Below are 26252 nucleotides of genomic sequence, written 5' to 3'. Positions count from 1 at the left end.
GGCCTGGCGGTCGGGTGGCCTGGCGGTCGGGTGGCCTGGCGGTCGGGCGGCCAGGCGGGCCTGCGGCGGGACGAGTCGAATGGTGGTGCGGGATGAAGGCGGCCGGGGGCAGTCGCACGGCGGTGCTCGTCTGCCAGGGCAGAGCGGTCGCGGACGGGCTGACCGCCACCGGCCGCTTCGCCGACCCGCTCGCGGCACACCTGCTGCGCGGCGAGGAGCGGCGAACGGTCGAGCAGGTGCGTGCCGGCAAACCGCCCGCCAGCCTGCCCGACCGCATCGACTACGAGTCGGTGCGGGCCTGCGCCACGATCATCGTGCCGCGGGTGATCGCGATCGACGACGCGCTGCGCGACCATCCGTCCCCGCAGGTCGTGCTGCTCGGCGCGGGCCTGGACGATCGAGCCTGGCGGATGCCGGAGCTCGCGGGCAGCGTCGTGTTCGAGGTCGACCATCCGGCGTCCCAGCGGGACAAGCGGGAGCGGCTCGTCGGCCTGGGCCAGCCGTGGGTGACGGGCCCCGGGGAGATCACGCGGCCCGCCGGGCCCGCCGGGCCCGCGGAGCCGGTCCGGTTCGTCCCCGTCGACTTCGCCCGGGACCGGCTCGGCAGCGCCCTGGCCGCCGCCGGTCACCGCGCGGACGCGCCGACTACCTGGATCTGGGAGGGAGTCGTCCCGTACCTCACCCGGGCCGAGGTCGAGCGGACCATGGCCGTCGTCGCGGGCCTGTCCGCCCCCGACAGCCGGCTGATCATCAACTATCAGGCCCGCCAGGTCCGGATCGCGATCGGCCAGTGGATCGCCCGGATGATGCACACCCTGGCCCGGCGGAGCAGCATGTGGGTGAACGAACCGTGGCGCTCCTACTGGACGGCGGCCACGATGTGCGAACTCCTCGGCCGGCACGGGTTCACCGTCCGGCGCGACGAGGATCTTCTCGCCATCGCCGAACGCCTGGACACCCCGACCTCCCGCCGCAACTCACTGCGCAGCGGCCGGGTCGTCGTCGCCGACCGCCCGCAGTGACAGTGGCCCCGGGGCCCCGGGGCCCCGGGGTATCCGGGAGTGCGCCTCGATCAGGAGCGTTGCAGGGCGAGCACCGGGATCGTCCGGACGCCCGCGGCCTTCGTCTCGTACTCCGCGAACCCCGGGTAGCGGCGCGCCTGCTCGGCGTACACCTGGTCGCGCTCGGTGCCGGTGAGCTCCCGGATGCCGACCTGGTACGTCTCGGCGCCGCGCTCGATGGTCGTCGCACCGGCGGACGTCAGGTTGTAGTACCAGTCCGGATTCGACGGTGCGCCGGCCTTGGACGCGAACACGTAGATCGTGTTGGTATCGGTGTCGTCCGCCAGGTACATCATCGGATTGACGTATTCGCGGCCGCTCCTGCGGCCCCGGTGGTGCACCAGCACCATCGGGGCGCCCGAGAAGTTCCCCCCGACCTGCCCCGCGTTCGCCCGGAACTCGGCGATGATCTGCGCGTTCCAGTCGTTTGCCTCGGCCATCCCGACATCCCCTCCGGTGTCCCTGCGTCAGCTTGCCGCCGCGCCAGCCTGCCACTGTGTGAACTTCCCGCTGCCGGGTGGCGCAAGACAGCCGCGCCACCGGCGGGGCTGGGCGCAGGGCGGTTCCGCGGTTCCGCGGAACCGCGGAGAACCTGCCCGGTTCCGCGGAACCGCGCAGAACCTGCCCAGGCCCAGAACCGGCCTAGGCTAGGCCGCGCTGCGCCAGGCTTCGGCGAGCGCGGTGAAACTGGCCTGGCGCCGGGCCCGGTCCAGGCTCGGGGTGACGACGACGATCTCGTCGGCCTGGGCCTGCTGCTTCATCTCCAACAGGCGGGCGGCGACGGCCTTCGGCTCCCCGGTGACCATCCGCCCGTCGTCGCGCCGTGCCGCCCGGAACCGCTCGGAGCGGGCGAAGCCGTGGACGTCCTCGGGACGCAGCGGTTCCCGGACACCGCGGCTGATGTTCTGGATGGTGAGGGTCCATGCCGCCTCGAAGTCCAGCGTGGCCTCCTCGTCCTCGCTGGCGAAGGCGAGCACGGACATCGCCGAGTACGGCCTGTCGCTGCCGCCGCCGCGGGCGGTGAACTCACGCCGGTAGGCGCGTAGCGCGTCGAACGCCAGCTCGGGGCTCATGTGATGGGCGAACACCGCGCTCAGGCCGTTGACGGCCGCGAACCGCGGTCCGTACGGGCTGGAGCCCAGCACGAACAGCTCGGGCCGCTCGTCGACCACCGGCGCGGCGACCAGCCGCGCGTACGGATGATTGGACGGGAAGCCGTCGCCGAGGAACGCCAGCAGCTCACCGACCTGGTGGGGGAACTCCGCGCCGGCGTCGGCGCCGCCACCCCGGCGCAGCACGTGCGCGGTCAGCGGGTCGGTGCCCGGCGCCCGGCCGAGCGCCAGATCGATGCGCCCGGGATACATCGCCACCAGCGTCCGGAACAGCTCCGCGACCTTGAACGACGTGTGGTTCGGCAGCATGATCCCGGCGGCGCCGACCCTGATCCGGGAGGTGAGCGCCCCGACATGCGCGGTCAGCAGCTCCGGGGCGCTGCAGGCCAGGCTGTGCATGTTGTGGTGTTCGGAGACCCAGTACCGCCGGTATCCGGCCGCCTCGACGGTCTGCGCGATGCTCACCGCACCCGCGATCGCGGCAGCCGGGCTCTCGCCGTGCTCGATCCCCACGAAGTCGAGCACGGCCAGCGGAAGGGATTCGTCGACGTCGCTCACTCGTAGTGTCAATCCCGCCCCGCCTGGAGGCATTCCCCGCGAGAGCGCGGCATCTCGGCTCAGGAGCGCTCGCGGGTGCTCAGGTGCTCACGAGCGCAGGTGCTCAGGAGCGCAGGATCTCGGCGAGCTCGGGCCGGACGAGGCCGTCGAGGCTGTTCCACGGGACGAGGACGCTCTGCGGCCCGAGCACGTACGGCAGCTCCGTCACGATCACCACCAGGCCCTTCGGGTTCACCACGAACTGCTGGTAGTTGGCCGGCAGCGGATCGGTGACCCCGCCCGTCGGGCCGTCCGGGAACCGCCGCTCCAGCTCGGCCCGGACGACCGGCTCCAGCCGGCGCAGGCCCGCGTCGGTGGAGGTGAAGACGTCCTCGATGGTGACGCGGTCACCGGTGCGCAGGTCGAAGACCAGGCCACTGGCGAGCTCGCTGGGGTGCGCCGCGCCGGGTGGGTAGCGGTCGCCGCCGAAGGAGAGGGCCAGCACCCGCGTGCCCACATGCGGATCGCCGGCTGTCAGGGTGAGGGTCTCATGGGCGGTGTGGGCCTTCTCCTGGTCGACGTACGCGGCGATGGCCGCGTTCACCCGGCGCACGACCGTCGCGTCGGGGCCGGCCAGCACCGGCACCTGCGCGGTGTAGCTGGCGCTCGGCTCGATCGCCCCCCGCTCGTTCCTGATGGTGATCCGGTAGGCCGACGACCCGCCCGGTGCCCGGGTGGTGGGGGAGTTCGGCTGTCCCGCCGGCACGGCTGGTGGTTTGTCCCGCGGTGTCGTGCGCGTACTGGCATGAGTGTGGGTGCCGGTGCTCTTCCCGCTGCCGCCGCTGCCGCTGCTCGGCTGGCAGCCGGTGACCAGCGCCAGCGGAGCCCCCAACAGCAGGACGCAGGCGACGGCCGCCGTCACTGGACCGCGGGGCCGCGACCGGACCAGGCGGAGACTGCGGCGGGGCAGGCCGGGGCCGGTACCGGCGCTGTCGTCCTGCTGCTGACCTCTGGGCCCTGAAATCCTGATCACGGGCCCATGGTGGCTCGACACCGTCATGTGGGCTGAAGCCAACGCGACAGGATGCCGGTCGGTTTTCCGACGGTTACCGCAGGAGCGGTCCCCGGCCTCAGCCGGCCTCAGCCGGCGGAAGGGTGCCGGGCCTCGGCGATGTCGAAGCGCAGCCCGGAGACCGGTGGGCCGATCAACGGCAGCTGCTGGCGCTGCATCCACAGCACGGGGCGGCCGTCGGTCCGCCTGGCCAGCTTCCACTGCCGCTGCAGCCGCACGCCGGTCGTCGGGAGCGCGGCCGGCTCGATCTGGTGCGCGGGCCCGTCGGCCGGCGCGTGTGGGTCCTCGAGCAGCGGGCTGACCGGCGCGGGCATCGGCACCGGCGGGCGTGCCTCCAGGTCCCGCAGCTGCCCCTGGACGAAGCGCCGCCGCCCGTCGACCTCGCGCACCGGGTAGGGGTGCCAGTACCGGGGCAGCGTCGTGCTCGGCCGGTAGGCGTAGCTGACGGGCTCGCTGCCGAGCACCTCGCCGGAGGTGTCGGGTGCCTGCGGGGGGCCATCCGGTGGCCCCTCCGGTGGCGACGTGGAGCCGGTGGCTGCGGCGACGGGTGCCAGGTCGCGGCCGGCGGCCCGGTGCTCGACGGCCCACAGCAGGTTCGCGTCCTCGTCGAGGCCGACGGCGACGTCGTCGACGGGCCGGTCGCTCAGCGGCGTCACCGCCGTCGGCCAGATGGCGAGGGTGGAGGGTTCGAGGCCGGTGATGCGGAACAGGCTCCAGTCCGCCGGTGCCGTCAGCACGATCTCCTCGTCGAACGAGTTCACGACGACGACTTCCCGCAGTGTGACCAGGGTCCCGGCGCTCGCCTCCACCGGGAAGCTGAACCAGTCGTCGGCGTGGGACATCACCAGGTCGATCAGCAGCATGGTCGCCAGGTGGCTGCGGTCCGGCGGGAAGCCGCCGATGTCGACGTGCGCGTTCTCGATCTGCCACCAGCGGGGATGCGGCGCGCCCGGGTACTTCAGCCGGCTGGGCAGCACCTCCCGCAGCACCTCCGGGCCGCTGCCCGGAGCGGGCGGCTCCTTGGCCTGGACCGAGTACCAGTCGACGTCCCCGCCCCGATGGCGAGGTACCTGAAGGGCCACACCACCGCTGGTGAACTCGGCGGTGTGCACGAACTCGGCGGGATCCCACAGGTCGGCGGCGGGGACGGTCGGCACGCCGGGGAAGTCGGCCGCCGTCAGGCCGAGCTCGGCGCGTCGCCGGTAGGCCGTGAGGCCGTCGACGCCGGTGCCGTCGAGAGCGTCGTAGGGCGGTGGGAGCCCGGCGAGCCGCAGGCTGGTGTCGGCCAGCAGCGCCGGCCTGGACGTCGCGAGGTCACGGCCGACGCGGATCCGGCGGCCCGGTGTCCACCATTCGTCGGACTCCGCCTCGATGATCGCCTCGGCGGGCACGACCGCGGGATCCGTCGCCTGGTCGGGGTCGGTCGCCGGCGGCAGCAGCGGGTCGACCGGGTGATGCGCGGCCACGTGGCGTACGAGGGTGGGGGAGGCGGCGTCCTCGCCCTGGTGCTCGCCGAGGTGCCACTGCCGGGCCAGGAACCACGCCGGGTCCGCGATCTCGGCGCGGAACCCACGGCCGAGGTCCGTCACGGGGCGGATCGGCTCCAGCCGACGTCCCAGATCGAATCGCGTCATGAGGCGCTCCGCACCGTCCGCTGCAGCACTGTCCGCTCCCTTACTTCGTGAGGCTGATGCCGGTGGGCTGGTGCGCTGGCAGCAGCACGGACGGGGTGCCCGCGGCCAGCGCGTCCAGGTCCGGCGGGGCGGCCGCGCGGGCCCGGACCAGCCGGCGGGTGTCGGCGAGGACGTCGACGAGCGCCTCGGTGTCGAGCGGAACGTCGACATCCGGCGGGACGGCGATCAGCACGGCCTGCGGTGCCCGCGACGCCGGCGCATCCACGTGGAAGGCGACCGTCGTCGTGTGGTCGGTGGCCGGGATGACCTCGCTGAACGAGTCCACCAGGCCGAGCGCGACGGGCCGGGCCGGGCCGGCGGCCGGGTCCAGCGCCCCGGCCGGGCCGAACGCCGCGAGCAGGTGGTTGTCCACCGGGGGCGCGTCGGCGTCGGGCAGGGGTTCGCGCTGCCACGGGTCGCCCGGCCGGTTCGTCCACGCGGCGAGCGGGCGCAGTCCCCAGACGTGCCTGCTGAGCTGGTACGCCTCGAACCGGGCCAGGTGCGCGCGGACGGGCGAGACGACCTCGAGCCAGTACGGGTCGAGCGCGGCCGGCCCGGCGACGTCGGGGACCAGAGCGGTCGGTAGCTGGTCCAGCGGCAGCCGGGACAGGATGGGCAGGCGTCCTTCCGGCGAGACCAGTTCCGCCAGCGCGCTGGCCAGCGCCGCCGGCGCGAGCGCGGCCGCGGCGGCCGGCGAAGGTGCCTTCGCCAGTCGTTCGGACAGCGCCGCCGCCGCGCGGGCCACGAGCGTCGCGGTCGGCGCGCCGTCCGCGCGCAGCGGGGTGATACCCCAGCGGGCCGCGCCGACCAGTGCCGCAGCGTGGTCGGCGGGGTCGGCGGCCGCCGCCACCAGCCACGTCCGCAGGTCGTCCGCGAGCGCGTGCACGGCGCTGTACCGGCCGTGCAGCTCGGCCTGGACGCCTGCCTGCAGCGAAGCGAGCGCCGCCTCCGTGCCAGGCGCCGCCGGCCCACCGGTGACGAGATCCTCCGGCAGCACCGGGCGGCTGCCGAGGATGTCGGCCAGCCGCTGGGCCGCGGCCTGGGCGGGCAGGGCGGCCGGTTCGAGTCGGGCCGCTCCCTCGACGGCGGCGAGCGCGAGCTCGTACAGGTTCACAGCCGACAGCGACAGCGTGTCGACGGGCGTCAGACCGAGGTCGGCAAGGGTGACCGGGCCGAGTGGCTGGTCGGCGGTGTCGAGTGCCTCCCAGCGCCACGGGTCCGTGCCCGGCGCGCCGGTCTGGGCTTCGAGGAAGGCCGCGACGGCCGGCTCGGCCAGCACCCCGGGGCTGGTGAAGGCGTCCGGTGCCGGCGGGCCAGCGGCGGCGGGCAGCGCGGCCACGACGGTGGTGCGCGCGATGCGCCCGCCCCGCCGGGTGCGCAGCACCTCCAGCGTGGGGGGTGCGGCGAGCCCCGCGGCGGCCTCCATCGCCGTCGCCGCCATCGCGCCGCGGCCGGAGACGACGTGGTGGACGGCCTCGGCGACCAGCAGGTCGCCATAGGTGTCCACGGCGTGCGCGAGCGGTGCCAGCGCGTCGATCTGGGCCCCGGTGAGGCCCAGATCGGCCGGGTTCGTGACGTACCGGTCGAGGACCGCCTGACCGTCGCAGACCCGGCGGCCGGTGTGTTCGACCCGGATCGGGAACTGCGCCCGGAGCCGTTCGACGTCGGCCTGGGCCGCCACCGCGCGCTCCACCGCGCGGCCGAGGACCTCGGTGAGGTGGCTGCCGAGCCGGACCTGCTCCGCCAGTTCCTCGACGAGCCGTACCCGGTCGCTGTCGACGTCCATCTGCCAGCGGGCGGGTTCCGCGTCGGACAGCGCGCGGTCGCGAAGAACCGCGGCGGTCAGCGCCTGCTCCATGGACGGCGCGTGCAGGTATTCGGCGGGTGGCGGGGGAGCCGCCGGGTCACGGGGGCGGGGCGCGTCCACCCACCCGTAGGCGCCGAGCTGGAACCGCGCCGGCTCCACCGCGGCCGTCAGCTCCCGCAGCCGCCGGGTCACCACCCCGGTGAGCCAGGGGTCGATCCGGTGCGAGGCCGTGTCGAGCGTCGCCCGCAGGACGCGTTCGACGACCGCCGGGTCCAGGCCCGGCAGCGCGCCGAGTGCCTCCCGCCCGATCCGGAACAGCAGGCTCGCCGGGTCGGAGCCCACCATCGCGTCGTTGAACTGGGAGGCCCACCTGGCCAGCCGGGTCGGCTCGGAGTCGGGGGCCTCGATCGGCTCCAGCGCGGGTCCGCTGGCCTCGACCGTGAACCGGACCACCTCGGCGGTGTCCACCAGGCGCGCGTGCAGCAACAGCCGGAACAGCAGGCTGTCGGGCATCGGCCGGAACACCTCGTCGAGGATCCGGGGGGAGGCGAGCTCCTTCGGTGGCACGTCGAGCAGGATCTCGATCAGCTTGTCCAGTGCCCTGCCGTCGGTGAGGTTGGTCGGCACGACGAGTGGCAGCGTGAGGTCCTGCGGCTCGCCGAGCGTGGCGTAGCGCCGGGACGGTGACCGGTCCGCGATCTTCGTCGCGCGGACGGCGGTCTCGTCCCACCATTTCTGCAGCCGCGCCCAGGGCACGCCGTCCCCGTAGGCCCATTCGAGCAGGTAGAGCAGTTCCAGTGGCAGCGCCCACCGCCAGGCGTAGCCGCGGGAGGCCGGAACCCGGCCGATCAGGTCGAGCAGCCGCGCGGTGTCGGCGCCGACGATCGTGCCGGCCGCCTCGGCCGCCGTCGCGGCGACGTCGCGGGCGCCGAGCCCGACCCGCAGCACATGCTTCTCCACGGCCGGGTCGCCGGGCGCGGTGACCCAGCGGGAGGGCGCCGAGACCGGCAGCACACCGTACGGCTGGTCCCCGATCCGGATCGGCGGTAACGGGCCCTCCGGGGCGAGGTGGTCGTAGGCCCATGCCCCGAGCTCGAGGCCCTTGCCGTCCAGCCACACGTCCTTGACCCAGTGGCCCCACAGGACCGACCAGAGGCTGCCGACCAGTGCCTGGTTGACCGGCCGGTGGTCGGTCTCGCCGCCGGGCAGTGGCCCGAGGGCGGTGTCCTTCCCGGTGAGCGCCGCGCTGACCGCCTCCGCGCCGGGCTGCGGCGGCGGCGCGGTGAGCAGGGTGCGCCACACCTCGGGGTCGCGGGCGAGATCCGTCGTCGGGGCGCCGTCCACACTGTTGGTGGCGGTTCCCAGCGCGGCGACGCCGAGGATGCCGGCGTCGCGGTGTGCGGCGAACAGGTCGGCGGGAGACTCCTCGCCGAGGCCGACCACGTAGAGGACGTCGATGTCGTCGGGCCGGTCCGGCCCGAGGTCGATTGTGGTGCCGAGCTGGACCTGCTCGGCCTCCTTGAAGGACGTCCACCAGCGGGCCTGGCCGGTCTCCGGGTCGGGTGGGTCGAGCGCGAGCCGGTCGCGGTCGACGGTGAGCTCGGCGATCCGGACCGGCGCGCCGCCGCCGCGGCCGAGCCACAGCTGCAGGGTCTTCGGCAGGCCGGCGACCCGGGCGAAGGTCAGCGGCTCGCTGGTCGCCGCGGGCCGGGTGATCCGCCAGCCACCGCCGGGGGCGGGCTCGGCGGGGAACGAGCGGGCCAGCCAGGCGCCGCGGGCGGCGCCGACCTGCGCGGCGAACGCCTGCCACTGCGCCCGGCCGTGCTCGGTGGCCAGGGCGTCGACACCGCCGTCCACCGCCTGCCACAGCGCCTCGACCGCGTCGAGCTCGCTGTCCAGCGGCAGCGGGTTGTGCCGGTCGAGGCTGGCCGCGTCGGGCACAACCCGGACCTTGAGCCGCCAGCCGGCTCCCGGGGCGTCGGGTTCGGCGAACCGTGTCTCCAGCCGCAGTGGCAGCAGAACCCCGATGATCGGCGTGCTCACAGCGCTCCCGGAATCAGTGACGATCCGCGGACCATCACGCGGTAGGGGTCGGCGTAGGCGGCGTCGGCGAACTCGGCGCCGTCGAGGTGAAGCAACGGGTCGGTGTACACGTGACGTCGCGCCGGGGAGAGGCCTTCGTGGGGGCCGCTGAAGAACTGGACGCCGTGCGGCGGCTCCTCGAACACCACCCAGTGCTGCCCGCCGAGCGCCGGGTCGAGGTCGAACCCGAAGAAGACGATCTCGGGGGTGATCGAGCCCTGGAAGCTGGGGATGATGCGCTGGGCCAGGTCGGGCGCGGCGTCCCAGTCGGGCTCGCCGCCGGCGAGCGGCGCCGGGGTGAGGTAGACGACCGTGTGCGGGTAGCGGCGGAACAGCGGGGTCCGGGCGACGATGACGAGGTCGGCGCCGGCGGCGGCCGGCGGCTGGTGGGTGCCGCTGCCCAGCGCCGAGCCGGTCGGCCACAGGTGGACGCCGTGGATGTCGTCCAGGAAGCTCTCGCCGTCCGGCGCCGCCCGGGACCAGAACTGGCGCAGGGGGGTGCTGCCCGCCCGCACCGCGATGTTGCGGAACCGCAGCTCGCCGAGGATCTGGGTGTTCAGCCCCAGCAGGTAGGCGTCGACGAACACCAGGTTCGTCGTCACGGCGACGACACGGTCGACCGGCATGGTGCCGGCACCGGGCAGCAGCCAGTCGGGATCGTGGTCGCGCAGCAGCTGCCAGGCGGGGATGTCGAGATCCGGGGACAGCTCCGGCGGGGTGAGCGGCTGGTCGTCGAGGCCGTCGATGGTGTCCAGCACCCGGTCGACGACGACCGGGTGGTGCGCCGTCGGATCGACGGCGTCGGCGACGGCGTCGGCGAGCCGGTCGAGGTCGACGGGGTCGCAGGGGCGGTCGGGGCGCTCGGTCAGCACCTCGATGACGAGGTCGTCCAGCACCGGGGTGTCGTACTCGTCGTCGGGCCGTTCGGACAGCAGGGCACGCAGGGCGATCAGCAGGTCCTGCTCCGGGAGCGGATGGCCGTCGCGCGGTTCGAGGACGGTCAGCACATCGAACAGCGGGATCGGCCGGCCCGCCTCGACCCGGTCGAGGATCTGCCGCATGACCTGCTCGAAGAACCCGACGGTGGAGGCGCTGTAGGGGCTGCGGTCGAAGGCGCCGACAAGGTCGCGCAGCCGTCTGACGGGCACCCGGCCCGTCCCGGCAGCCGCTCGCAGCACCTTGTCGAGGTTGCGGACCCCGACGACTTCACTGAGGTGGTCGCTGTGTGGCAGGCCGTCCGGCGCGCGGGGCGGCGGCTCGGCGCACCGGTTGGCCACCTCCAGCACGGCCCGCGGGTCGGTCGCGCCGTCGGCGGCGTGCCGGGTGCGCGCCGGGCCGGGGCGCAGGACCCGCCGCGCGGCCGCGGAGAAGATCGCGGGCGGCAGCGGGCGCGCCCCACCCGTCGCCCGGTCGAGCACGGTGCCGGTCTGCGTCTGCATGCCGCGCAGGGCCGGCCCGAAGACGACCAGGCGGCGGAGCCGGTCCTGCGGCAGCCGGCGGTTCCACAGCGCCGAGGCCGCGGCCAGCCCCGCCGTCAGCGCCCTGATCCGCTCGGACGCCGCGGCGAGCGCCCCGGCCTGGGCCACCGCGGCGTCCACGATCTTGTCCTGCTCGTCGATGCCCGCCTTCGCGCCGAGGCCGGCGACGGCCCGGTGCCTCGGGTCGCGGCGGAACTGCGCCGACCACAGGGCAAGCGTCGGGTCGGCCACCCAGGCGTCGCCGTACACCGGCAGCGAGACGACGGGGCGCCGCGCGTCGGCGGCCGGGTCGAGCACCGGTGCGGCGATCGTCTCCAGGTCGTCGCCGATCTCCACCGGGATGTCGACGTCCACGCTGTCGAGGGGCGCCAGCGCGCCGCGCACGATCGGCGCCTCCGGCCCTGGGCCCGGGGAGGGCGGCAGTGGGTAGGCCAGCGCCACCCGGCCGAGCGTGGCGTCGCCGGAGTGCGGCCGCAGCCGGGCCGCGAGGGTGGGGAAGTCACCCGCCGGCGCCGTCGTGAACTCCCAGGAGTAGAGCAGCGTCACGGTCACCCCGGGGGAGCCGTCGGCCCAGGCGGGCGCGCCGTTCGGCGTGAACGCGGGGACGATGACCGCGCGGTGGCCGGTGTTCCCGGCGAGCGGGCGCGGGGAGAGCAGCCGCGACACCAGCCGCTGGCCGGGATGGTCGACGTCGTCCTGCACATGGGCCCACCGGGGGGACTCGACGAGCCGGTGCGCCCCCAGGGCGCTGGCGCTGATCGCGACCGTTCCGCCGGGCTGCGGCACGATCTCCTCCGGCGTCCCGACGACCAGGACGAGCCAGGGGGCGAGCTGACGTCCCGCGGCGAGGCGCGGGGTGTACCGCCAGGGCAGGTCCGGGGCGCTGAACTCGACGTAGGCGCACTTGGTGTTCTCCGCCTCCGTCGACCCGGGCGCCGGGACGACGCGCCGCACGGCCGCCGGCTTCAGGCCGCCGACGTCGCCGGGGCCGAGCAGGTCGAACACGACGCTCTCGGTGGCCGTGTCGCCCAGCCGCTCGGTGTTGCGCAACGTCAGCGGGACGCGCCCGGTGAGCCGGCCGGCCGGGGTGAGCGCCGGGGTGGCCACCGCCTCGAAGACGGTGGACCGGCGCCAGGCGTAGAAGTCCAGACGCACAGCCATCAGATCGCTCCCAGGTCGACGAGATCGCGCTTGGCCGCGGCGACGCCGCCGGCGCGCCGGGCCCGCTGGTGTGCCTCGCTGACGGACAGGTCCTCGGCCAGCACCGCGCCACCGCGGTCGCGGACGGCGAACCGCTCCTCGCGCACCCCGAACGCCGGCGCCGTCGTGCGCACCTGGGACGGCGCGGTGCGCTCCAGGGCGGCGCGAAGCGTGACGGCGGCGAACGCGGTCGCGAGCGCGCCGGTGCTGGGCGGCTTCGGCAGCCGGATCTCCACCACCGTCACGTCGCGCCGGATCGCCGTGGACGCCCCCGGGGCGCCGAGCCCGATCCTGATCCCCGCGTCGAGCCGGGAGAACGCGGGCCGGTTGAGCCGCTCCGCCTCGGTGAGGTTCGCGTACGAGCCGGGCGCGAACCAGTCCTGCTCCGGGCCCGCGGCCCGCGGGGACTCCACGACGACCCGCTGCGGTGCCGCCAGCGGCACGCCGTCGAACCGGTCGAGGGTCAGGCCCAGCGGGGTGCGCTTCTGCGCCCAGCTCAGCGCCCCCAGCGGGGAGACCAGCGGATGGCCGCCGGCGGCCGCGGGCCGCCTGGCCTGGATGACCTCGTTGTCGTCGCCGTCGAGCGCGGTCAGGTTGGCCGGCTCGGTGAGCTGCGGGCGCAGCGCCTGCACGACGCTGCTGACCGGCGGTGCGGTCGGCTGCCCGGAGCTGCCGAGCTGGATCCTGACGTCGGCGCAGATGTCGAACCAGAGGATCTCGAAGCAGGCCTTGCCGCTGATCGTGAACGGCCCGGGGCCGGACAGGGTGCCTTCGAGCCGGACCCCGGCGAGGTTCGTCGACTTCCAGCGCAGCCGCACCCCGGCGCTGATCGTGACCTCGAAGTGGAACGGGGTGAACTGGATGAGCGCGTCGAGGGCGACGAAACCGATCAGGTTGAGCGGGCCGGCCTTGTAGCCGAGCTCCACCTGCCCGCCGAACTGCACCGTGTTCGAGGTGATGGCCAGGTAGGCCTCGGCGCGGAAGAACACCCCGCCCGGGAGCTTCCCCGGCTTGACGGTGAGCGCGAGCCGGGCGAGCTCCGGGAACTGCGCGGGCAGCGGGGTGAACCTCGGGTGGAAGCCACCGAAGCTCAGCAGCAGGTACGGATGGTCGCCCCAGGCGATCCGGAACGCCAGGTCGCCGGTGAGGTGGAAGATCTCCATCACCGAGGAGTTGATGAGGGTCGCGTCGACCTCGACGATCCGCTTCGGGAAGTCGACGAACCCGACGATGTCGAACCGGATGTCGATCAGGTGCGGGCCGCCGGCCAGCGGCGGCAGCTGGGCGCGGGCGGAGCCCAGCAGCACGATGCGCCGCGGCCCGGGGAACTCGAAGAAGAGCCCGACGTCGAACCGGAACACCTTGTGCCCGGCGATGTTCAGCCAGCTGATCTGGATCGTCGGGCCGAACACGTGGGTGCCCGCGTTGCGCGGGAAGAGGTGGTCGAGGTCGTCGAGCAGGCGCGGCGCGTTGCGGATCGGATCCTCGGCGAACAGCACGTTGCCCGCCGCGCCGCTGGTGAGCCGCTCCCGCAGCGCGTCGGTGTCGGCCCGCCGGTTGATGCCGACCAGGCCGCCGAAACCGGAGATCTCGAAACCGAACCCGAGCGGGATGCCAGGGGAGAAGCGCACGCCGAGCACGACGATGACCGAGGTGGGGCGGTTCGCCGCGCCTGGTTCGCCGGTCAGTTCGTGCAGGCCGAAGGCCGTCACCTCGAACGTGCCGACCTTGACGTGGATGACGCCGCCGAACCGCTCGTTCGGGCCGCCGGTGAAGTCGAGGTAACCGCCCCCGGTGAAGGGGCCCGCGGAGATCTCCAGCCCGGCGCCGGTCGGCGGGAGGAGACCGACGTACTTCCTGGTGTCGTCCTCCGACCAGTAGCCCACCCAGCCGCCGAGCCCGTCGGCGACCAGGCTCACCGGGCCGAGATGGGTCGAGATGTGGAAGCGCACCTCGGCGCGGACGTCGAAGCTGTCCTCGGTGGCCCGCACCGGGACGTGGATGCGGATGCTGTGCAGCTTGAAGCCGACGGGGGCGTTCTTCCCGAACTCCGCGTCGATGCCGAGGGTGACGTCGAGGCCGCTGGACAGGCCCAGCACGACACCGCGGCCCTCGACGTAGGCGAGGTCGAGATCCAGGTCGAGCCGGATCCCGTCCCGGAAGACGGTGTCGGTCACCCCGAACGTGCGGAACCAGCGGTTGGTGAGCACCGCCGACAGGCCGTGCAGGAACAGGCCCACCTCGACGACCGGGTGGTCCTCGCGCAGCCGCAGGAACAGCCCGAGGTCACGGAGCACCAGGCGGGTGTCGTACGGCGGGCCGAAGGCGATGTCGGGCGCGCCAGCGTCGAGCTCCCGGCCGAACGTGACCTCGACCGGGTCACCGGGCCCGGGCAGCCGGGCCGGGTCGAGGGCGAACTGGCGGAACGCCCCGTGCCAGGAGCCGTCGTAGCCGAAACCGCCGGTCAGGCCGGGCTCGACCCGCAGGTACCAGCCGCTGCCGAAGTCGTACTGCCAGCGGTCCTCCTCGGCCGCCAGCGCGAGCCACATCTCGAAGACCGTGCGGCGCTTCCCGCCGCCGAGGTCGTGGCGCTGCGAACGGATTGCCAGCGTGCCCGACAGGTCCGGTGTCAGGTCGGCGGCCCAGTCGAACATGTCGCGGGGGTTGGGCTGCGGGTCGGCGGGGTCGCCGATCGGGACGGTGATGGAGATCCAGCCCTCGGTGGCCTCGCGGAACACCCGCCACGGGCCGGGCTGCGCCGTCGGCGGCGCGGACAGGCCCGCGACGCGCAGATCGCCTCGGGTGAGCGCGAGCACGGTCTGCGGCGCCAGCAGCAGCAGCCCGACCAGCACCGCGGGAAGGCGGCCGGTGCCGGGCAGGCCGACATCGGCGAGCAGCGCGTCCCACAGGCCCTCGTTGACGAGCGTGCCCGGGTCGGTGACGAGCGCGCGCAGCTTCGGCCGGTCGACCCGGGCCGGGCCGTCCGGCGTATGGCTGATCACCCCGGTCAGCGCGAGGAAGGCAGCCGTGCGCGGCATCCGCTCGGTGAGGAAGCGGACGAACGCCTGCTCGGCCGGGTTCGGGCCGGTGAAGGCCCGGTCGGCCACGTCGGACGCGGTGTCCCGCCAGCTTTCCAGCGCCTGCAGCCAGGCAACCGGGTCCGCCGCGTCGGTGACACCGCCGGCGCGGTCGGCGAGCTGCTCGATGGCGGCCCGGGCGCCGGCCGCGTCCGGTGGGCTCAGCGGGGGCAGCGCCGGGTTCGTGCCGTCCAGCGCCGAGCGCATGGCATCCGCGAAAGCCGCGGAGATCACCTCGATGAGTGACTTCTCGGCCATCAGACGAGCCGCACCTTCGTGACCGTCTGCTGGCGGGCGGCGGGGGACGGATGGTTGCCGACCGGCGAGACGATCAGGTGCCGCACCTCCAACGGCGTGGCTTCGAACTCCAGCAGCGACAGCTGCGGCAGCCCGACGAACATGCGCCCGATCCGGTGCAGGTCACCGGCACGCAGTGCCTTGAGCATCAGGTACGACCTGGCCGGGTCCCACGATGTCCACCCGGCCGGGGCGGGCGCGGCCGTCATGTCGGTCAGCAGCGGACCGGGGCCGGGCATGGTCTCGTCGTCCACCGGTGTCACCTCGAAGCGCCAGTCCCCGGGCCCCGGCGTCAGCCCGTAGGCGTCGGCGATCTCCTCGGACAGGACGGTGGGAGTCTCCTGCGCGGCCCGGAACACCCGGCCGAGGAACACGTCGGTGAACTCGTCGTAGGGCAGGTCCGCCCCCGGCGGCGGGGCGGCGAGCTGCGCCCGCTGCGGCAGGCCGAGGTCGGCGTAGCCGTTGAACGCCCGGTGCCGCTCCAGCCCCAGGCGCATGGCGAGGTCCCCGAACAGGTGCAGGACCATGGTCTTCACCTCCGCGTTTCGCGCCGCGCTGCTGGTGATCTGCGCCGCGCGCGTCGTCGTCCCGGCGCGGGTGTAGGTCAGTGCGGCCGTGCCGCTGAAATGGACGTCGCCGGACAGCACGACGAGCGGCCCCAGTGCGGTGAGGCGCCGCAGTAGCTCCTGGTGGTTGGCGGTCGCCGCGGACCAGGACTCGAAGTCGGCGAAGATCGACCCGCCGGGTATCAGGCTCGCCGCCGGCTGGATCAGGTGCTCGACCAGGTGGGTGCCGAGGATCGGCGCCGGTGCGACGACGAACGTGAGCGGGACCGGGGCGAGGCCACCGGGCTCCGGCACCATGAGTGCCAGGGCGTCGAGGCTGATCCGCGCGGCCGGATGGTCGACGCGGTGGAACTCGCGGGCGGTGCGCTCGTCGAGGGCGAGCAGCCGGACGGGCCAGCCGTCGTCCGGGCCGAGGGTGAAGTCGTAGCGCAGCGTTCCGGGAGCCGTCAGGTCGCGCAGGACCGACGGCGGCGGCGGTGGCGGCCCGGCCGGAACACCGAGGAGCTGCCGCAGGGCCGGGGTGTCAGGGGAGGCGCCGGTATGGACGGCGGCGGCGAGGACGGCGGCCTCGGGGCTGCCGGCGGCGGTGAACCGCTCCGGGGTGTTGCCCCAGTGCTGGCACAGGACGTACGCGAGCAGCCCGTTGGTCACGATGCGGCTGGCGGCCGCGTCGGCGTAGACCGCCTCCGCCCACGGGTGGTCGAGGTTCCAGTCGTCGGTCACCTCGTGGTCGTCGGCCACCATGAGGATCGGCACGGTCGCCAGCACCTTGCGGACGGCGGGCAGCCCGGCGCGGAACAGCTCCACGGCCGCGCGCAGTTCGGCCCACGACGCCTCGTCGAGGCCGCTGTCCGCGGCGACGTCACCGGGCGCGACGTCCGCCCAGGCCGGCACGGTCGCCGGCCAGAGCGTGTCGGACCAGTAGAGCAGGTAGGTCGCCAGGAACTCGCCGAACCGCCAGAGATGGTCGCTCGCCGCCGAGGAGGTGAGGTGATAGGCCTCCGAGCGGGCCTGCCGCCCCCCGATCGCCGGCAGCGGCAGGAACGGCGCCGCGTCGTCGACGGCGACGAGATCGGTGGCGATGCGGCGGATCCGCGGCACCAGCGGGGCTGGAACCTCGTCGGCGTAGATCTGGTCACCGGACATGACGAGCAGGTGCGGGCGGGCGGACGGTGTGCCCGCGGCGAGCCGCCCGGTGATGAGCTCCTCGGCCTCGGCCAGGCCGTCCCGGCCGTTGCCGTGGACCTTGCGGCAGGACGTGTGCAGGATCGTCAGGTCATCGAGGGAAGCGGGTGGGGCGGGGAACGCCGGTCGCCCGGTGCCGATCGAGACCTCGCCCCAGTTCGGTTCGGGCCAGCCGGGTGAGCTGATCCGGTACTCGTAGAGGTCACCCGCGGTGAACTGCCCGCCCGGTGCGGTGCCGGTGACGACCACGATCCACAGGCTGCCGCCGACCCTGACCGGCGTCGCGCTCCCCGCGGCGATCTCCGAGGCGGGCACCCCGGCTCTGCGGACATGCAGCGTGACCGGATCCGGCCGGCTCAGCGCCAGCCACACGGACACCTTCGTCCGGGTCACCCGGCGCAGCACGGGGCCCGCGATGATGCCTGGGAGAGCCGCGACCTGCAGCGGCACGTCGTCCATTTCTGGCCCCTGTCCGGCAGGTCGCCGCGGCCGTGCCTTCCTGCGCTGACCGTCAGTGACGGCAGCGGGCCCGGATCCGACCTACGCATCAGAAACTGAGCATTCATTGCGGGGAATTTCCGCACCGGACTGTCCGATGCGGACCATGTGTAGCAGAAACGTAGGGCGATACCGTCAGATATCAATCTTCCGCATTTAACTGTTCACCATCGCGCAACGCTGAACCGGAAGCCTCGTCGGGCTTGTCCGATTCGACCGCCTTGTCCGACCGGTTCTATCCGCGCGTAACGACGGATCTCCTTCGCTGAAAACAGAGCGGAATGTTGACTCCGCCTACCGCCGCGGTGGTCGCCCGGTGCCCGTCACGGCCCCGATGGTGCTCGCGGCGCCTACCCCCCTGAATCCAGCGGCAACTTTACCGCGCCGAACGGCCGGACCGCCGGGACTCCGGAATTTTTGTTCCTGAGCAGAGAGCCCGGAAACCGGAATCGGGTTTCCGGGTGGGTGCGGTGTCAGGCGCACGGCGGTTCAAAGCGCAGGCTCCCGAAGTGCTCACGCCATTCCCCCGTGGAGATCTGGTTCGCCGGGTCGGCGCAGGCGTTCCGGGCCAGCGCCGCGGGGTCGATGGTCCAGACCCGGACCGATCCGTCCCCGCTGGCCGAGAGCACGGTCCGCCCGTCCGGCGTCAGCACGACCGCGTTCACCGCCTTCGTGTGCCCGCGCAGACCGGTCAGCGGGACGGGCCGGGCCGGCGACGAGACGTCGGTCAGCCGGACGATGTCGTCCTCGCCCGCGGTGGCGAGGATCCCGCCGTCCTGGTCGAAGCCGACGCTGGTCACACCGCCCAGGCCGCCGGCGGTCGAGCCGAGGTCGACCGCCTCTGCCGAACGGACCCCCCACAGCTGCACCGAGCCGTCGATACCGCCGGCGGCGAGTGCCGAACCATCGGGGGAGAAGGCGACAGCCTGCAGCGTCCGCCCGCCACCTCCGCCGCCACTTTCACCGCCGCGCAGTGCGGGTCGCGCCGTGGGGCGCGCGGGATCCGTGGCGTCCCACAGCCGCACGGTGCCGTCGTTGCCGCCGAAGGCAAGCAACCGGCCGCGCGGCGAGAACGCGACCGCTCGGATCCCGGCGGTGGCGCCGTCAGCCGCCCAGACCCGGGTGGGATTCGACGGATCAGCCACCGTCCACAACGCGATCTGCCCGTCGTCCCCGCCGGAGGCGAGGACCTGGCCATCCGGGGCGAAGGCGATCGAGCGAACCCTGTCCTGGTGGAACCTCATGGTGGCCAGTGCCTTCGGCCGTGCCGGGTTCGCCAGGTCCCACAGACGGACCTGACCGTTACCGACACCGGCCGCGAGCACGCTTCCGTTCGGATGGAACGCGACCGAGTACACCCAGTCGCCGACGTTCGTGATGGTGTCGGCATGGGTGAGGCCGGCCGGGTCGGCGCCGCCGCCGACGGCCCACAACTCGATCGTCCCGGCCTCCGTCCCGGCCGCGAGCAGTCGGCCGTCCGGGCGCAGCGCGGCGCTCAGCACCCGGCTGCCGAGCGGCACGGCCAGCGGATCGAGGTCCGCGGCGAACAGGCCGATCATTGCGGACCGGGTGGCCGGCGAGTCCGGCGACGCCTGGTAGCTCGCCAGCGCGAGTCGGCGGGCAAGCGGGCGGTTCTCGACCTGCAGGCGCAGCGTTCTGGCCGCGACCTGCGCGGGGGTGTCCGCCGGTGGCGACTCGCCGCTCCTGGACAGGGCGACGAGCACAACCGCGGCGACGACCACGGCGAGGATGGCCGCGAGCGCTCTCGCCCCGCGCCGCCCAATCCCGGCCCGCCCGGCCCGCCCGGCCCGTCCGGTGGGCTTCCCGCCCGGCTTCGGCCGCACGGGCTCTCGCCGCTCCGGCTCTCGCCGCTCGGGGCCGGTCCCCGCGGGCGGCGTCGACGGGATGACGGTCGGATGGGTCTCGACGATCTCGGCCGCGGCGGGACGAGCGGGGATCGCTGGCTCCGGGTCAGCGGAGTCCGGCGGGACCATCACCGTCGCCGCGGTCGACGTCGACGTGTGGGCCGGCGGGGACAGTGAGTGCGTCACTGCGTCCACGGGGGTCGCCGCCGTGCCGGGCGTTCGCGGGGTGACCGGCTCGATCAGCACCGTCACCTCTGCGAGCGGCGGCCCCACAGGTGGCTCGGACTCGGTGTGGCGCAGATCGAGCAGGCGGGCGTAGAGCTGCTCGGCGGTGGGCCGCTCCTGCGGGTTCTTGCGCATCGCGTCCTCGACGAGCGGGCGCAGGGAATCCTCGAATCCGTCCAGCGCCGGTTCGTCGTTGACCACCCGGCGGAGCAGCGTGGCGGCCGGGCCGGTGCCGAACGGATGATGGCCGGTCGCGGCGTAGACGAGCACCCCGCCCCAGGCGAACACGTCCGCCGCGGGGGTGATCAGGCCGCTGCGGGCCTGTTCGGGTGCCATGAACGCGGGTGTGCCCACCGCCTGGTCCCGGCTGGAGAAGACGGCCGTGTCGAGCGCGCGGGCGATGCCGAAATCGATGACCTTCGGACCGAGCCTGGACAGCACGATGTTGCCCGGCTTGAGGTCCCGGTGCACGATTCCCGCGCGGTGGATCGCCATCAGCGCGGTGGCCATGCTCGCGGCGAGCAGATGCAGCTCCGAGTGGCTGAGTGGCCCGCGCGCACGTACCGACCCGGCCAGGGTCGGCCCGTCCACGAACTCCGTGACCAGGTACGGGACGTCCCCGGTGACGTCGACGTCCAGAACCGCGGCCGTGCAGAACCGGGCGACCCGCCGGGCGCTGTCCGCCTCCTGCTTGAGCCGCTCCCGGAACTCCGGCCGGGAGGCCAGATCGGTGCGGATGAGCTTGACGGCCACCTGGCGGCCGGCGTGGTCCACACCCAGGTGGACGGTGCCCATTCCGCCCGCCCCGAGGCGCCGCACCAACCGGTACCGGCCGACCTCGGCCGGGTCGGCAGGCGGGTCCGGGGAGGTGGATGAGCTCATCGTCATCCGTCGCGGCCGGCCGTGCTCGGGGCGACGGCCGGCAGGCCGGGCAGCCGCCGGCGCCCGGGCGCCGCCTGCTGGTGGACAGCCAGGCCTCCGGCGGCGAGGCAGAAAAGCAGCAGCAGGGACGAGACGGAGACACTGCTGTCGGCCGAGACCAGCATCATGTCGACCCCGGCCTGAAGCCGAACGCCACAGTCGGCGACGACCTGCCGGTGGCCCGGCCGGAAGCTGGCGAAACGCACGACCGTCTCGAAGCGGCCGTCCTGGTCGGCGACGGTGCGCCCGACGAGCTCACCGCCCGCGGTCAGCATCGTCTCACCGCCTGGTGCGCAGCCGGCGCCCTGAGCGTAGAGAGGGTCACCGGCGGACAACACGTAGCGGTCGAAACGCAGCTCGCCGGGTTCCGGTTCGCGTGCCACCGGCACACCGCGCGCCGGCTGCGGAGCGCCCGCCTTCGCGATCGGGGTGCAGACACCCAGCACCCGCACACTCCCCGCCCGGCAGGCCACCGTCTCGACCGGTTCGGCGCATCTCCCGCCGAGAGGCACGGTGACTCCGCCCGGGCAGAAGGTGCGCCCCGGCGGGCAGTCGGCGGTGCTCGGCGCGGACGAGCCGTCCCAGCAGGCGACGGACGTCCTCCTGGTCGCCGCCGGCCTGGGACACTGCTCTCCGACCGCCACGCTGACCGGGCTGTCGGGGCACTGAACACGCTGGACCGGGCAGGCGGCGGACGTCGGTGCCCAGGAACCGTCGGCGCAGCGCACCCACGGAGTGCCATTCCCGGTACCGCTGCCATTCCCGGTACCGCTGCCGCCCGCTGGGCCCGTGCCGCCACCGGAACCGGAACCGGAACCCGAACCGGAACCGGATCCCGACCCGCTGGTGCCCGTGCTCCCGTCCGTGCCGCTCGTGCCGCTCGTCCCGCTGGTGGCAGTGCCCGTCCCGCCTACACCGCCTCCCGTGCCGGGATCCGGGATGCCGTTCCCCGGCCCGTTGCCCGTGGTGGTGGCTCCGCCGTCCGGCCCGCCGCCGGACGTGCTCCCGGTACCGCGGGTCGGGCTACCGGCCGGCGGGCAGGACGCTGCGCGCTGCGCACCGTAGCCCCGGCCAGAACCTGGACATGCCGGCGAGCGCGTCGGCGCGGGCCGCTGCGCCGGCGTCGGTATCCGTGTCGGCGTGGCCTTGGTCGTTCGTGTCGGAGTGGCCTTCGTCGTCCGTGTTGCGCGTGACGTCGGTGGCGGCGCCTGTGTCGCCCGTGCCGCCGGGGTTGTGGACGTAGCCCGGGTCGTCGTCGCCGGCTTTGTGGACGGTGCCCGAGTGGTTGTCGCCGGCTTCGTGGATGGCGCCCGAGTCGTTGTCGTCGGCTTCGTCGACGGTGCCCGGGTCGCCGCTCCTGCCGATGTCGCGGGTGCGGCACGTGTCGATGGCGCGGTCGAGGCGGCCTGCGACCTCCGCGTGGCCGTGGACGTGCGCGTGGCCGTGGACGTGCGCGTGGCCGGGGACGTGCGTGCGGGCGGGGACGTGCGTGCGGGCGTGGACGTGCGTGCGGGCGTGGACGTGCGTGCGGGCGTGGACGTGCGCGCGGGCGGTGTGGCATCGCCGGACGTGTCGTGGCGAGCCTGCGTGTCCGCAGTGGCAGCGGTCGCCACCGGCGCAGGCGATGGCGGCGGCGGCGGCGGTGGCGACGGCCGTGGGGTGGACGCGGCCACGGGCTCGGGCTCGGCGGTGGTGCCCGAGGACTCGGACCCGGCTGCCGGGCTCTCGGCGGCTGCCGCCACGGCTGTTGCCAGTGAGCCGCCTGCCAGAGCGGTGATCAGCAGCGCCGCGAGCGCGAGCGGCGGAAACCGCTGACGCCGCCGCCGTGCCGCCGTACGCGCGACAACGGTACTTCTCCAGCCCAACATCGGCCTGCCCCCAGATCGCCTGCCTGCCCGTGACGCGCGCCGACGGTGGGTGGCGCCGGTCACCAACGAAATGCCCGCCATCGACTTTCTCTGTCACCACCCGAGGGTGGAATTCAACGGTGACCTGCAGTGGAAAGGCGCGACGCTGCCAGCCATTGCGCTGCCGGTTCATTGCGCCGCCACGTGCCAGCGTGCCTGCGTACCCTCCGGCCGTCGGCCCGAGCGCGTCAACCTGTTTTCCAGCGTAACATCGGAGTTGGTGACCACCCGGTCCATGGGGGAGATGTGATTTCCGGATCGCGTGAACCGAAAGCAACATCAAAATGGCGTGCGCTGGCATTTGTTGTGGTGTTCGTGACAAGCCTCGGCGTGTTTCCCGCCGCTGCCGCCCGGGCGGGCGGAGACAATACCGCACGGCTGTCCGTCACCATCGATGGTCAGCCCCTCGATGGTGACGTCGTGCTGGACCTGTCGGCCGCCACGCAGCTCGTGGTGGGTGTCGAGAATCTCGGCGGCTCGGCCTTGGAGGTCGATTCCGTGCGCCTGCGCGGAGCGGTCCTGGGGCTCACGTTCTTCGACTACGACACGCGGGTCCGAACCACCGTGCCCGCCCGCGGCGAGGCCGCCTGGACGGTGGACCTCGACCTGCGTGACCTCGCCGGCCGGGCGAGCGGCCTGATGCCGATCCGGGTGGAGATCCGCGACGGCGACCTGGCCGTGGCCGGCGTGCGGGACGGCCGCGCGCGGATCCACGGGTCGCTGTTGTCGACCTACGGCCTGTTCGGCCTGGGCCTGCTGATGCTGGCCGCGCTGCTCGCCGCCGCCGCGGTTCTCTCGCTGGGTCGGAACCCGTTGCCGGCGCCGTCGTCCCGGCGGGGCCTGCGTTTCGTTCCCGCTGGCTGCGTCGGTGGTCTGTTCGGTGTCTTCGCGCTGTCGGCGCTGCGTCTGGTGACGCCTTCACCGCCGACCGACTTCGCGATCACCCTCGGCACAACTCTGATCGTCTTCGGCATCGGCCGGCAGTTGCCCGTGGCCCGACCGCGCCGGGCTGACGAGAAAGCGGCGCCGACAGCGCCGACGGCGTCCTCGTGACCGCACCCCGCGCGCGGCTGTGTTCCGTGGCCGGCACCTCGTCAGCGTTTGTTGACGAATCCGGCATCCACCGGGAGGGTCACGCCGGTGACATAGCGGGCGTGGTCGGAGGCGAGCCACAGGACGGCCTCGGAGATGTCCGAGCACTCCAGCATCGCCACCGGCAGGGCATGCGGATTGACCATGTTCGGGTCGCTCCGCAGAAACCCGAGCATCATGTCGTTCATCACCATCGGCGTGCCCACACCGCTCGGATGCACGGTGTTGACGCGGATTCGGTGCGGCGCCAGGGCGTTGGCCCAGGTCCGCATCAGGCCCACCAGCCCGTGTTTCGACGCCGTGTAGCCGAGGACCCCCGGCGTGTCGACGGACATCCCGGTGAGGCCGGCCGTCGAGCTGGTGATCACGATGGAGCCGCCCGCACCCCGCTCGACCATGGCGGGCGCCGCGGCCCGGACGGTGTTGTAGGTGCCGGTGAGGTTGACGTCCAGCACGTCGCGCCATTCGTTCCCGCTGCCGACACCTGCGGCGGAGAACGGAGCGATACCGGCGTTGGCGACCACGATGTCGACCGGCCCCAGCGCCGCCACACCGGCGTCGAGGGCCGCCTGTAAGGCGACCGGATCACGGACGTCGGCCACCGCCGCGTGAATACCGCCGCCGAGGGCCTCGACCTGGCGCACCGTCTCCTTCAGGTCATCCGGTGTGGCCAGTGGATAGCCGGCCGAATCGATATCCGCGCAGATGTCGACGGCAATGATGTCGGCACCTTCCTGGGCGAGCCGCACCGCGTGCGAGCGGCCCTGCCCGCGGGCCGCGCCGGTGATGAAGGCGACCTTGCCGGCAAGAATCATGGGAGCCTCCTGGCCCTGGAACAGGCGACGCGTGACGCGTAACGGTCGACGCGTATTGCCAACGGGTGACGGCAACGTGGAACCAGAGAACGGCGGAACTCGACAGAACGCCGGACCGGGAACTTCGGGAGCCCGGTCTGACGTCCGGTCAGCGTAGTGCCTTTCATGGTTGTACGTCGCCGCCAGAAGCCAGCGTGGTCGCTGTATCCAGGGCCAGGAATGGAAGGGCGCGGTGATCAGACCAGGGCGCCCCAGGGGCCGGTGATGACGAGGGTGAGGCCCGGGTACTGGAGGTTGACGAACAGGTGGCGGCCGTCGGCGGTGAAACGCGGGCCGGCGAGCTCACTGGCGCCGATCGCGCCGGGCTCCGGGAAGTCCTCGGCCTCCCAGTAGTGCAGGTCCAGCGGAGCGATCACCTTCGCCACATCGACGATGCGGCCGGAGGCGGTGAGCAGCCGCAGGTAGTTGTCACCGCCGTCCTCATCTTCTCCGTCGCCGTCCTCGGTCATCAGGACGCCGCCGTGCGGGCCGACGGTGACACCGTCCGGCTGGTTGAGGACGCCTGCGCTCCTCGACTCGTACAGCAGGGTGAGGACGCCGGTGTCGCGGCCGGTCGGCTGGTAGCGCCACACCTGGCCCTGGCCGGCATCGCCGGACTCCGACGCGACGAAGGTCAGCGCCCCGCCCGCCCATTCGGCGCCTTCGAGGCCGATGAACCGGGCACCGCCGCGGGCCCGGCCCTGGCTGTAGACAGAACCGGGAAACAACTCCGCATCGGACGGATCCGGGTTCGCGATGTCGACCCAGGTCACCGGCAGCTTCTGGCCGACCCGCTGGCCGGTCTCGGTGTCGTACGTCGGCTCGCCGCGCACGGCGAGCATCTGCAGCCGCCCGCCGGCGGCGAGCTTGCCGGGCCGGGCCGGCAGGAAGCGGTAGAGGCCGTCGCCCGGGTCGCCGTTGTCCTCGGTCAGGTAGACGATGCCGGTCGCCGGGTCGACGGGCGCGCACTCGTGCTCGAACCGGCCCATCGCCCGCAGCGGCACCGGGTCGACCGGCCCGCGGGCGTTCGCCGGGACCTCGAAGACGTAGCCGTGCGGCTTCTCGTAGCCGGCGTCGATCCCGTCGACCGTCTCCTCGCAGGACAGCCAGCTTCCCCACGGCGTCGGCGAGCCGTTGCAGTTCACCAGCGTCCCGTTCAGGACCAGGAAGCTCTCACGCAGCCGACCGGCCGCCAGGTCGTAGCGTGACGAGGTGACACCGGCGGGCGCCGCCCGGTCGTAGGCCGCCTTCCTGCCGATGCTGCGCCGGGTGATGCCGGGCAGGTCCGTGTCGATCTCGTGGTTGCGCAGCAGCACGACCGTGTCCCTGCCGGCGGTGGCGAAGAGTGCCTGCCCGTCGTGGGCGAGCGGGGTGGCCAGGCCGTCCGACATCCGGCTGCCCGCCGCGCCGAAGGACCGGTAGCTGAAGCCCGGCGGCAGCGCCAGTTCCGGGCCGGCCTTGCGCAACGCTCCGAACCCGCCCGCACCCGAGCCCGTGCCGCCCGAGGCCGTCCCGCTGCCCGCGCCCGCGCTGGAGCTGGAGCCGGAGGTGCCGCCGGCCCATGCCGCCTGTCCGAGACCGGGCGCGAGGCCCGCACCGAGCAGGCCGAGGCCCGTAGCGGTGATCAGCTGCCTACGTGTCGTGGCCATGGGCCCCCGTTTTCGTGTTTTCGCAGATGGCGCGTTTGGGACGAAGGGATCGTAGTGAGGGACCCGTGGACCCCGGGCGGCGGCTCGGTGTCCC

17 protein-coding genes are annotated in these 26252 nt (G+C 73.6%); 5 read left to right on the top strand and 12 right to left on the bottom strand.

The annotated features are described in order from the left end of the window. The first annotated feature begins 92 nt into the window (after positions 1–92). Positions 93–1022 carry a class I SAM-dependent methyltransferase gene (locus AWX74_RS17865; protein WP_091278072.1) on the top strand — a complete coding sequence of 310 codons (930 nt, stop codon included), beginning with the start codon at positions 93–95 and terminating at the stop codon, positions 1020–1022. A gap of 50 nt (positions 1023–1072) precedes the next feature. On the opposite strand, the gene AWX74_RS17860 is transcribed toward AWX74_RS17865, so the two are convergent. From AWX74_RS17860 to AWX74_RS17815, 10 genes are all read right to left on the bottom strand, one after another. Further along, entirely contained in the window at positions 1073–1501 is a 429-nt protein-coding gene (locus tag AWX74_RS17860) for a nitroreductase family deazaflavin-dependent oxidoreductase (protein WP_091278071.1), read from the bottom strand. A 207-nt stretch (positions 1502–1708) separates the two neighbouring features. Next, a complete protein-coding gene (locus tag AWX74_RS17855) occupies positions 1709–2764 on the bottom strand; it encodes an LLM class flavin-dependent oxidoreductase (RefSeq protein ID WP_423212971.1) in 1056 nt (351 codons plus the stop codon). 70 nt (positions 2765–2834) lie between these two features. After that, positions 2835–3632 (bottom strand): RsiV family protein, encoded by a 798-nt coding sequence (locus tag AWX74_RS17850; protein WP_242666293.1) that lies wholly within the window; start codon positions 3630–3632, stop codon positions 2835–2837. Between the two features lie 218 nt (positions 3633–3850). Next, the gene (locus tag AWX74_RS17845; protein WP_207550357.1) at positions 3851–5416 is read right to left on the bottom strand and encodes a hypothetical protein; all 1566 of its coding nucleotides are present in this window, start codon (positions 5414–5416) and stop codon (positions 3851–3853) included. Between the two features lie 40 nt (positions 5417–5456). Then, entirely contained in the window at positions 5457–9305 is a 3849-nt protein-coding gene (locus tag AWX74_RS17840) for a hypothetical protein (RefSeq protein ID WP_091278067.1), read from the bottom strand. Continuing rightward, positions 9302–11983: a hypothetical protein gene (locus tag AWX74_RS17835; RefSeq protein WP_091278065.1), complete on the bottom strand. Its 2682-nt coding sequence runs from the start codon at positions 11981–11983 to the stop codon at positions 9302–9304. The genes AWX74_RS17840 and AWX74_RS17835 overlap by 4 nt, the downstream gene beginning before the upstream one ends. Continuing rightward, on the bottom strand, positions 11983–15357 hold the full coding sequence (locus AWX74_RS17830) for a DUF6603 domain-containing protein (RefSeq protein ID WP_091278063.1): 3375 nt from the start codon (positions 15355–15357) through the stop codon (positions 11983–11985). The genes AWX74_RS17835 and AWX74_RS17830 overlap by 1 nt, the downstream gene beginning before the upstream one ends. Further along, a complete protein-coding gene (locus AWX74_RS17825; protein ID WP_091278062.1) occupies positions 15357–17606 on the bottom strand; it encodes a metallophosphoesterase family protein in 2250 nt (749 codons plus the stop codon). Before AWX74_RS17825 ends, AWX74_RS17830 begins: the two co-directional genes overlap by 1 nt. Positions 17607–18118: 512 nt before the next feature. Continuing rightward, positions 18119–20617 (bottom strand): WD40 repeat domain-containing serine/threonine protein kinase, encoded by a 2499-nt coding sequence (locus AWX74_RS17820; RefSeq protein WP_226931326.1) that lies wholly within the window; start codon positions 20615–20617, stop codon positions 18119–18121. Between the two features lie 2 nt (positions 20618–20619). After that, positions 20620–21168 (bottom strand): hypothetical protein, encoded by a 549-nt coding sequence (locus AWX74_RS17815; protein ID WP_091278059.1) that lies wholly within the window; start codon positions 21166–21168, stop codon positions 20620–20622. 1 nt (position 21169) lies between these two features. Between AWX74_RS17815 and AWX74_RS40055 the strand changes: the two genes are divergently transcribed. From AWX74_RS40055 to AWX74_RS17800, 4 genes are all read left to right on the top strand, one after another. Continuing rightward, positions 21170–21325 (top strand): hypothetical protein, encoded by a 156-nt coding sequence (locus tag AWX74_RS40055; RefSeq protein WP_165615674.1) that lies wholly within the window; start codon positions 21170–21172, stop codon positions 21323–21325. Between the two features lie 471 nt (positions 21326–21796). Continuing rightward, the gene (locus tag AWX74_RS17805; protein ID WP_131799491.1) at positions 21797–22471 is read left to right on the top strand and encodes a hypothetical protein; all 675 of its coding nucleotides are present in this window, start codon (positions 21797–21799) and stop codon (positions 22469–22471) included. Between the two features lie 102 nt (positions 22472–22573). Beyond that, positions 22574–22813 carry a hypothetical protein gene (locus tag AWX74_RS40050; protein ID WP_165615673.1) on the top strand — a complete coding sequence of 80 codons (240 nt, stop codon included), beginning with the start codon at positions 22574–22576 and terminating at the stop codon, positions 22811–22813. 65 nt (positions 22814–22878) lie between these two features. Continuing rightward, positions 22879–23616, top strand: coding sequence for a hypothetical protein (locus tag AWX74_RS17800; RefSeq protein ID WP_242666292.1), 738 nt, complete (start codon positions 22879–22881; stop codon positions 23614–23616). A gap of 41 nt (positions 23617–23657) precedes the next feature. Here AWX74_RS17800 and AWX74_RS17795 read toward each other — a convergent pair whose 3' ends face one another. Then, positions 23658–24470 carry a mycofactocin-coupled SDR family oxidoreductase gene (locus tag AWX74_RS17795; RefSeq protein ID WP_091278053.1) on the bottom strand — a complete coding sequence of 271 codons (813 nt, stop codon included), beginning with the start codon at positions 24468–24470 and terminating at the stop codon, positions 23658–23660. Positions 24471–24706: 236 nt separating this feature from the next. Further along, positions 24707–26158, bottom strand: coding sequence for an alkaline phosphatase PhoX (locus tag AWX74_RS17790; RefSeq protein ID WP_091278051.1), 1452 nt, complete (start codon positions 26156–26158; stop codon positions 24707–24709). Positions 26159–26252 lie beyond the last annotated feature (94 nt).

Source organism: Parafrankia irregularis (assembly GCF_001536285.1).
GTDB lineage: Bacteria > Actinomycetota > Actinomycetes > Frankiales > Frankiaceae > Parafrankia > Parafrankia irregularis.
This window is presented reverse-complemented; position numbering and strand designations above follow the sequence as displayed.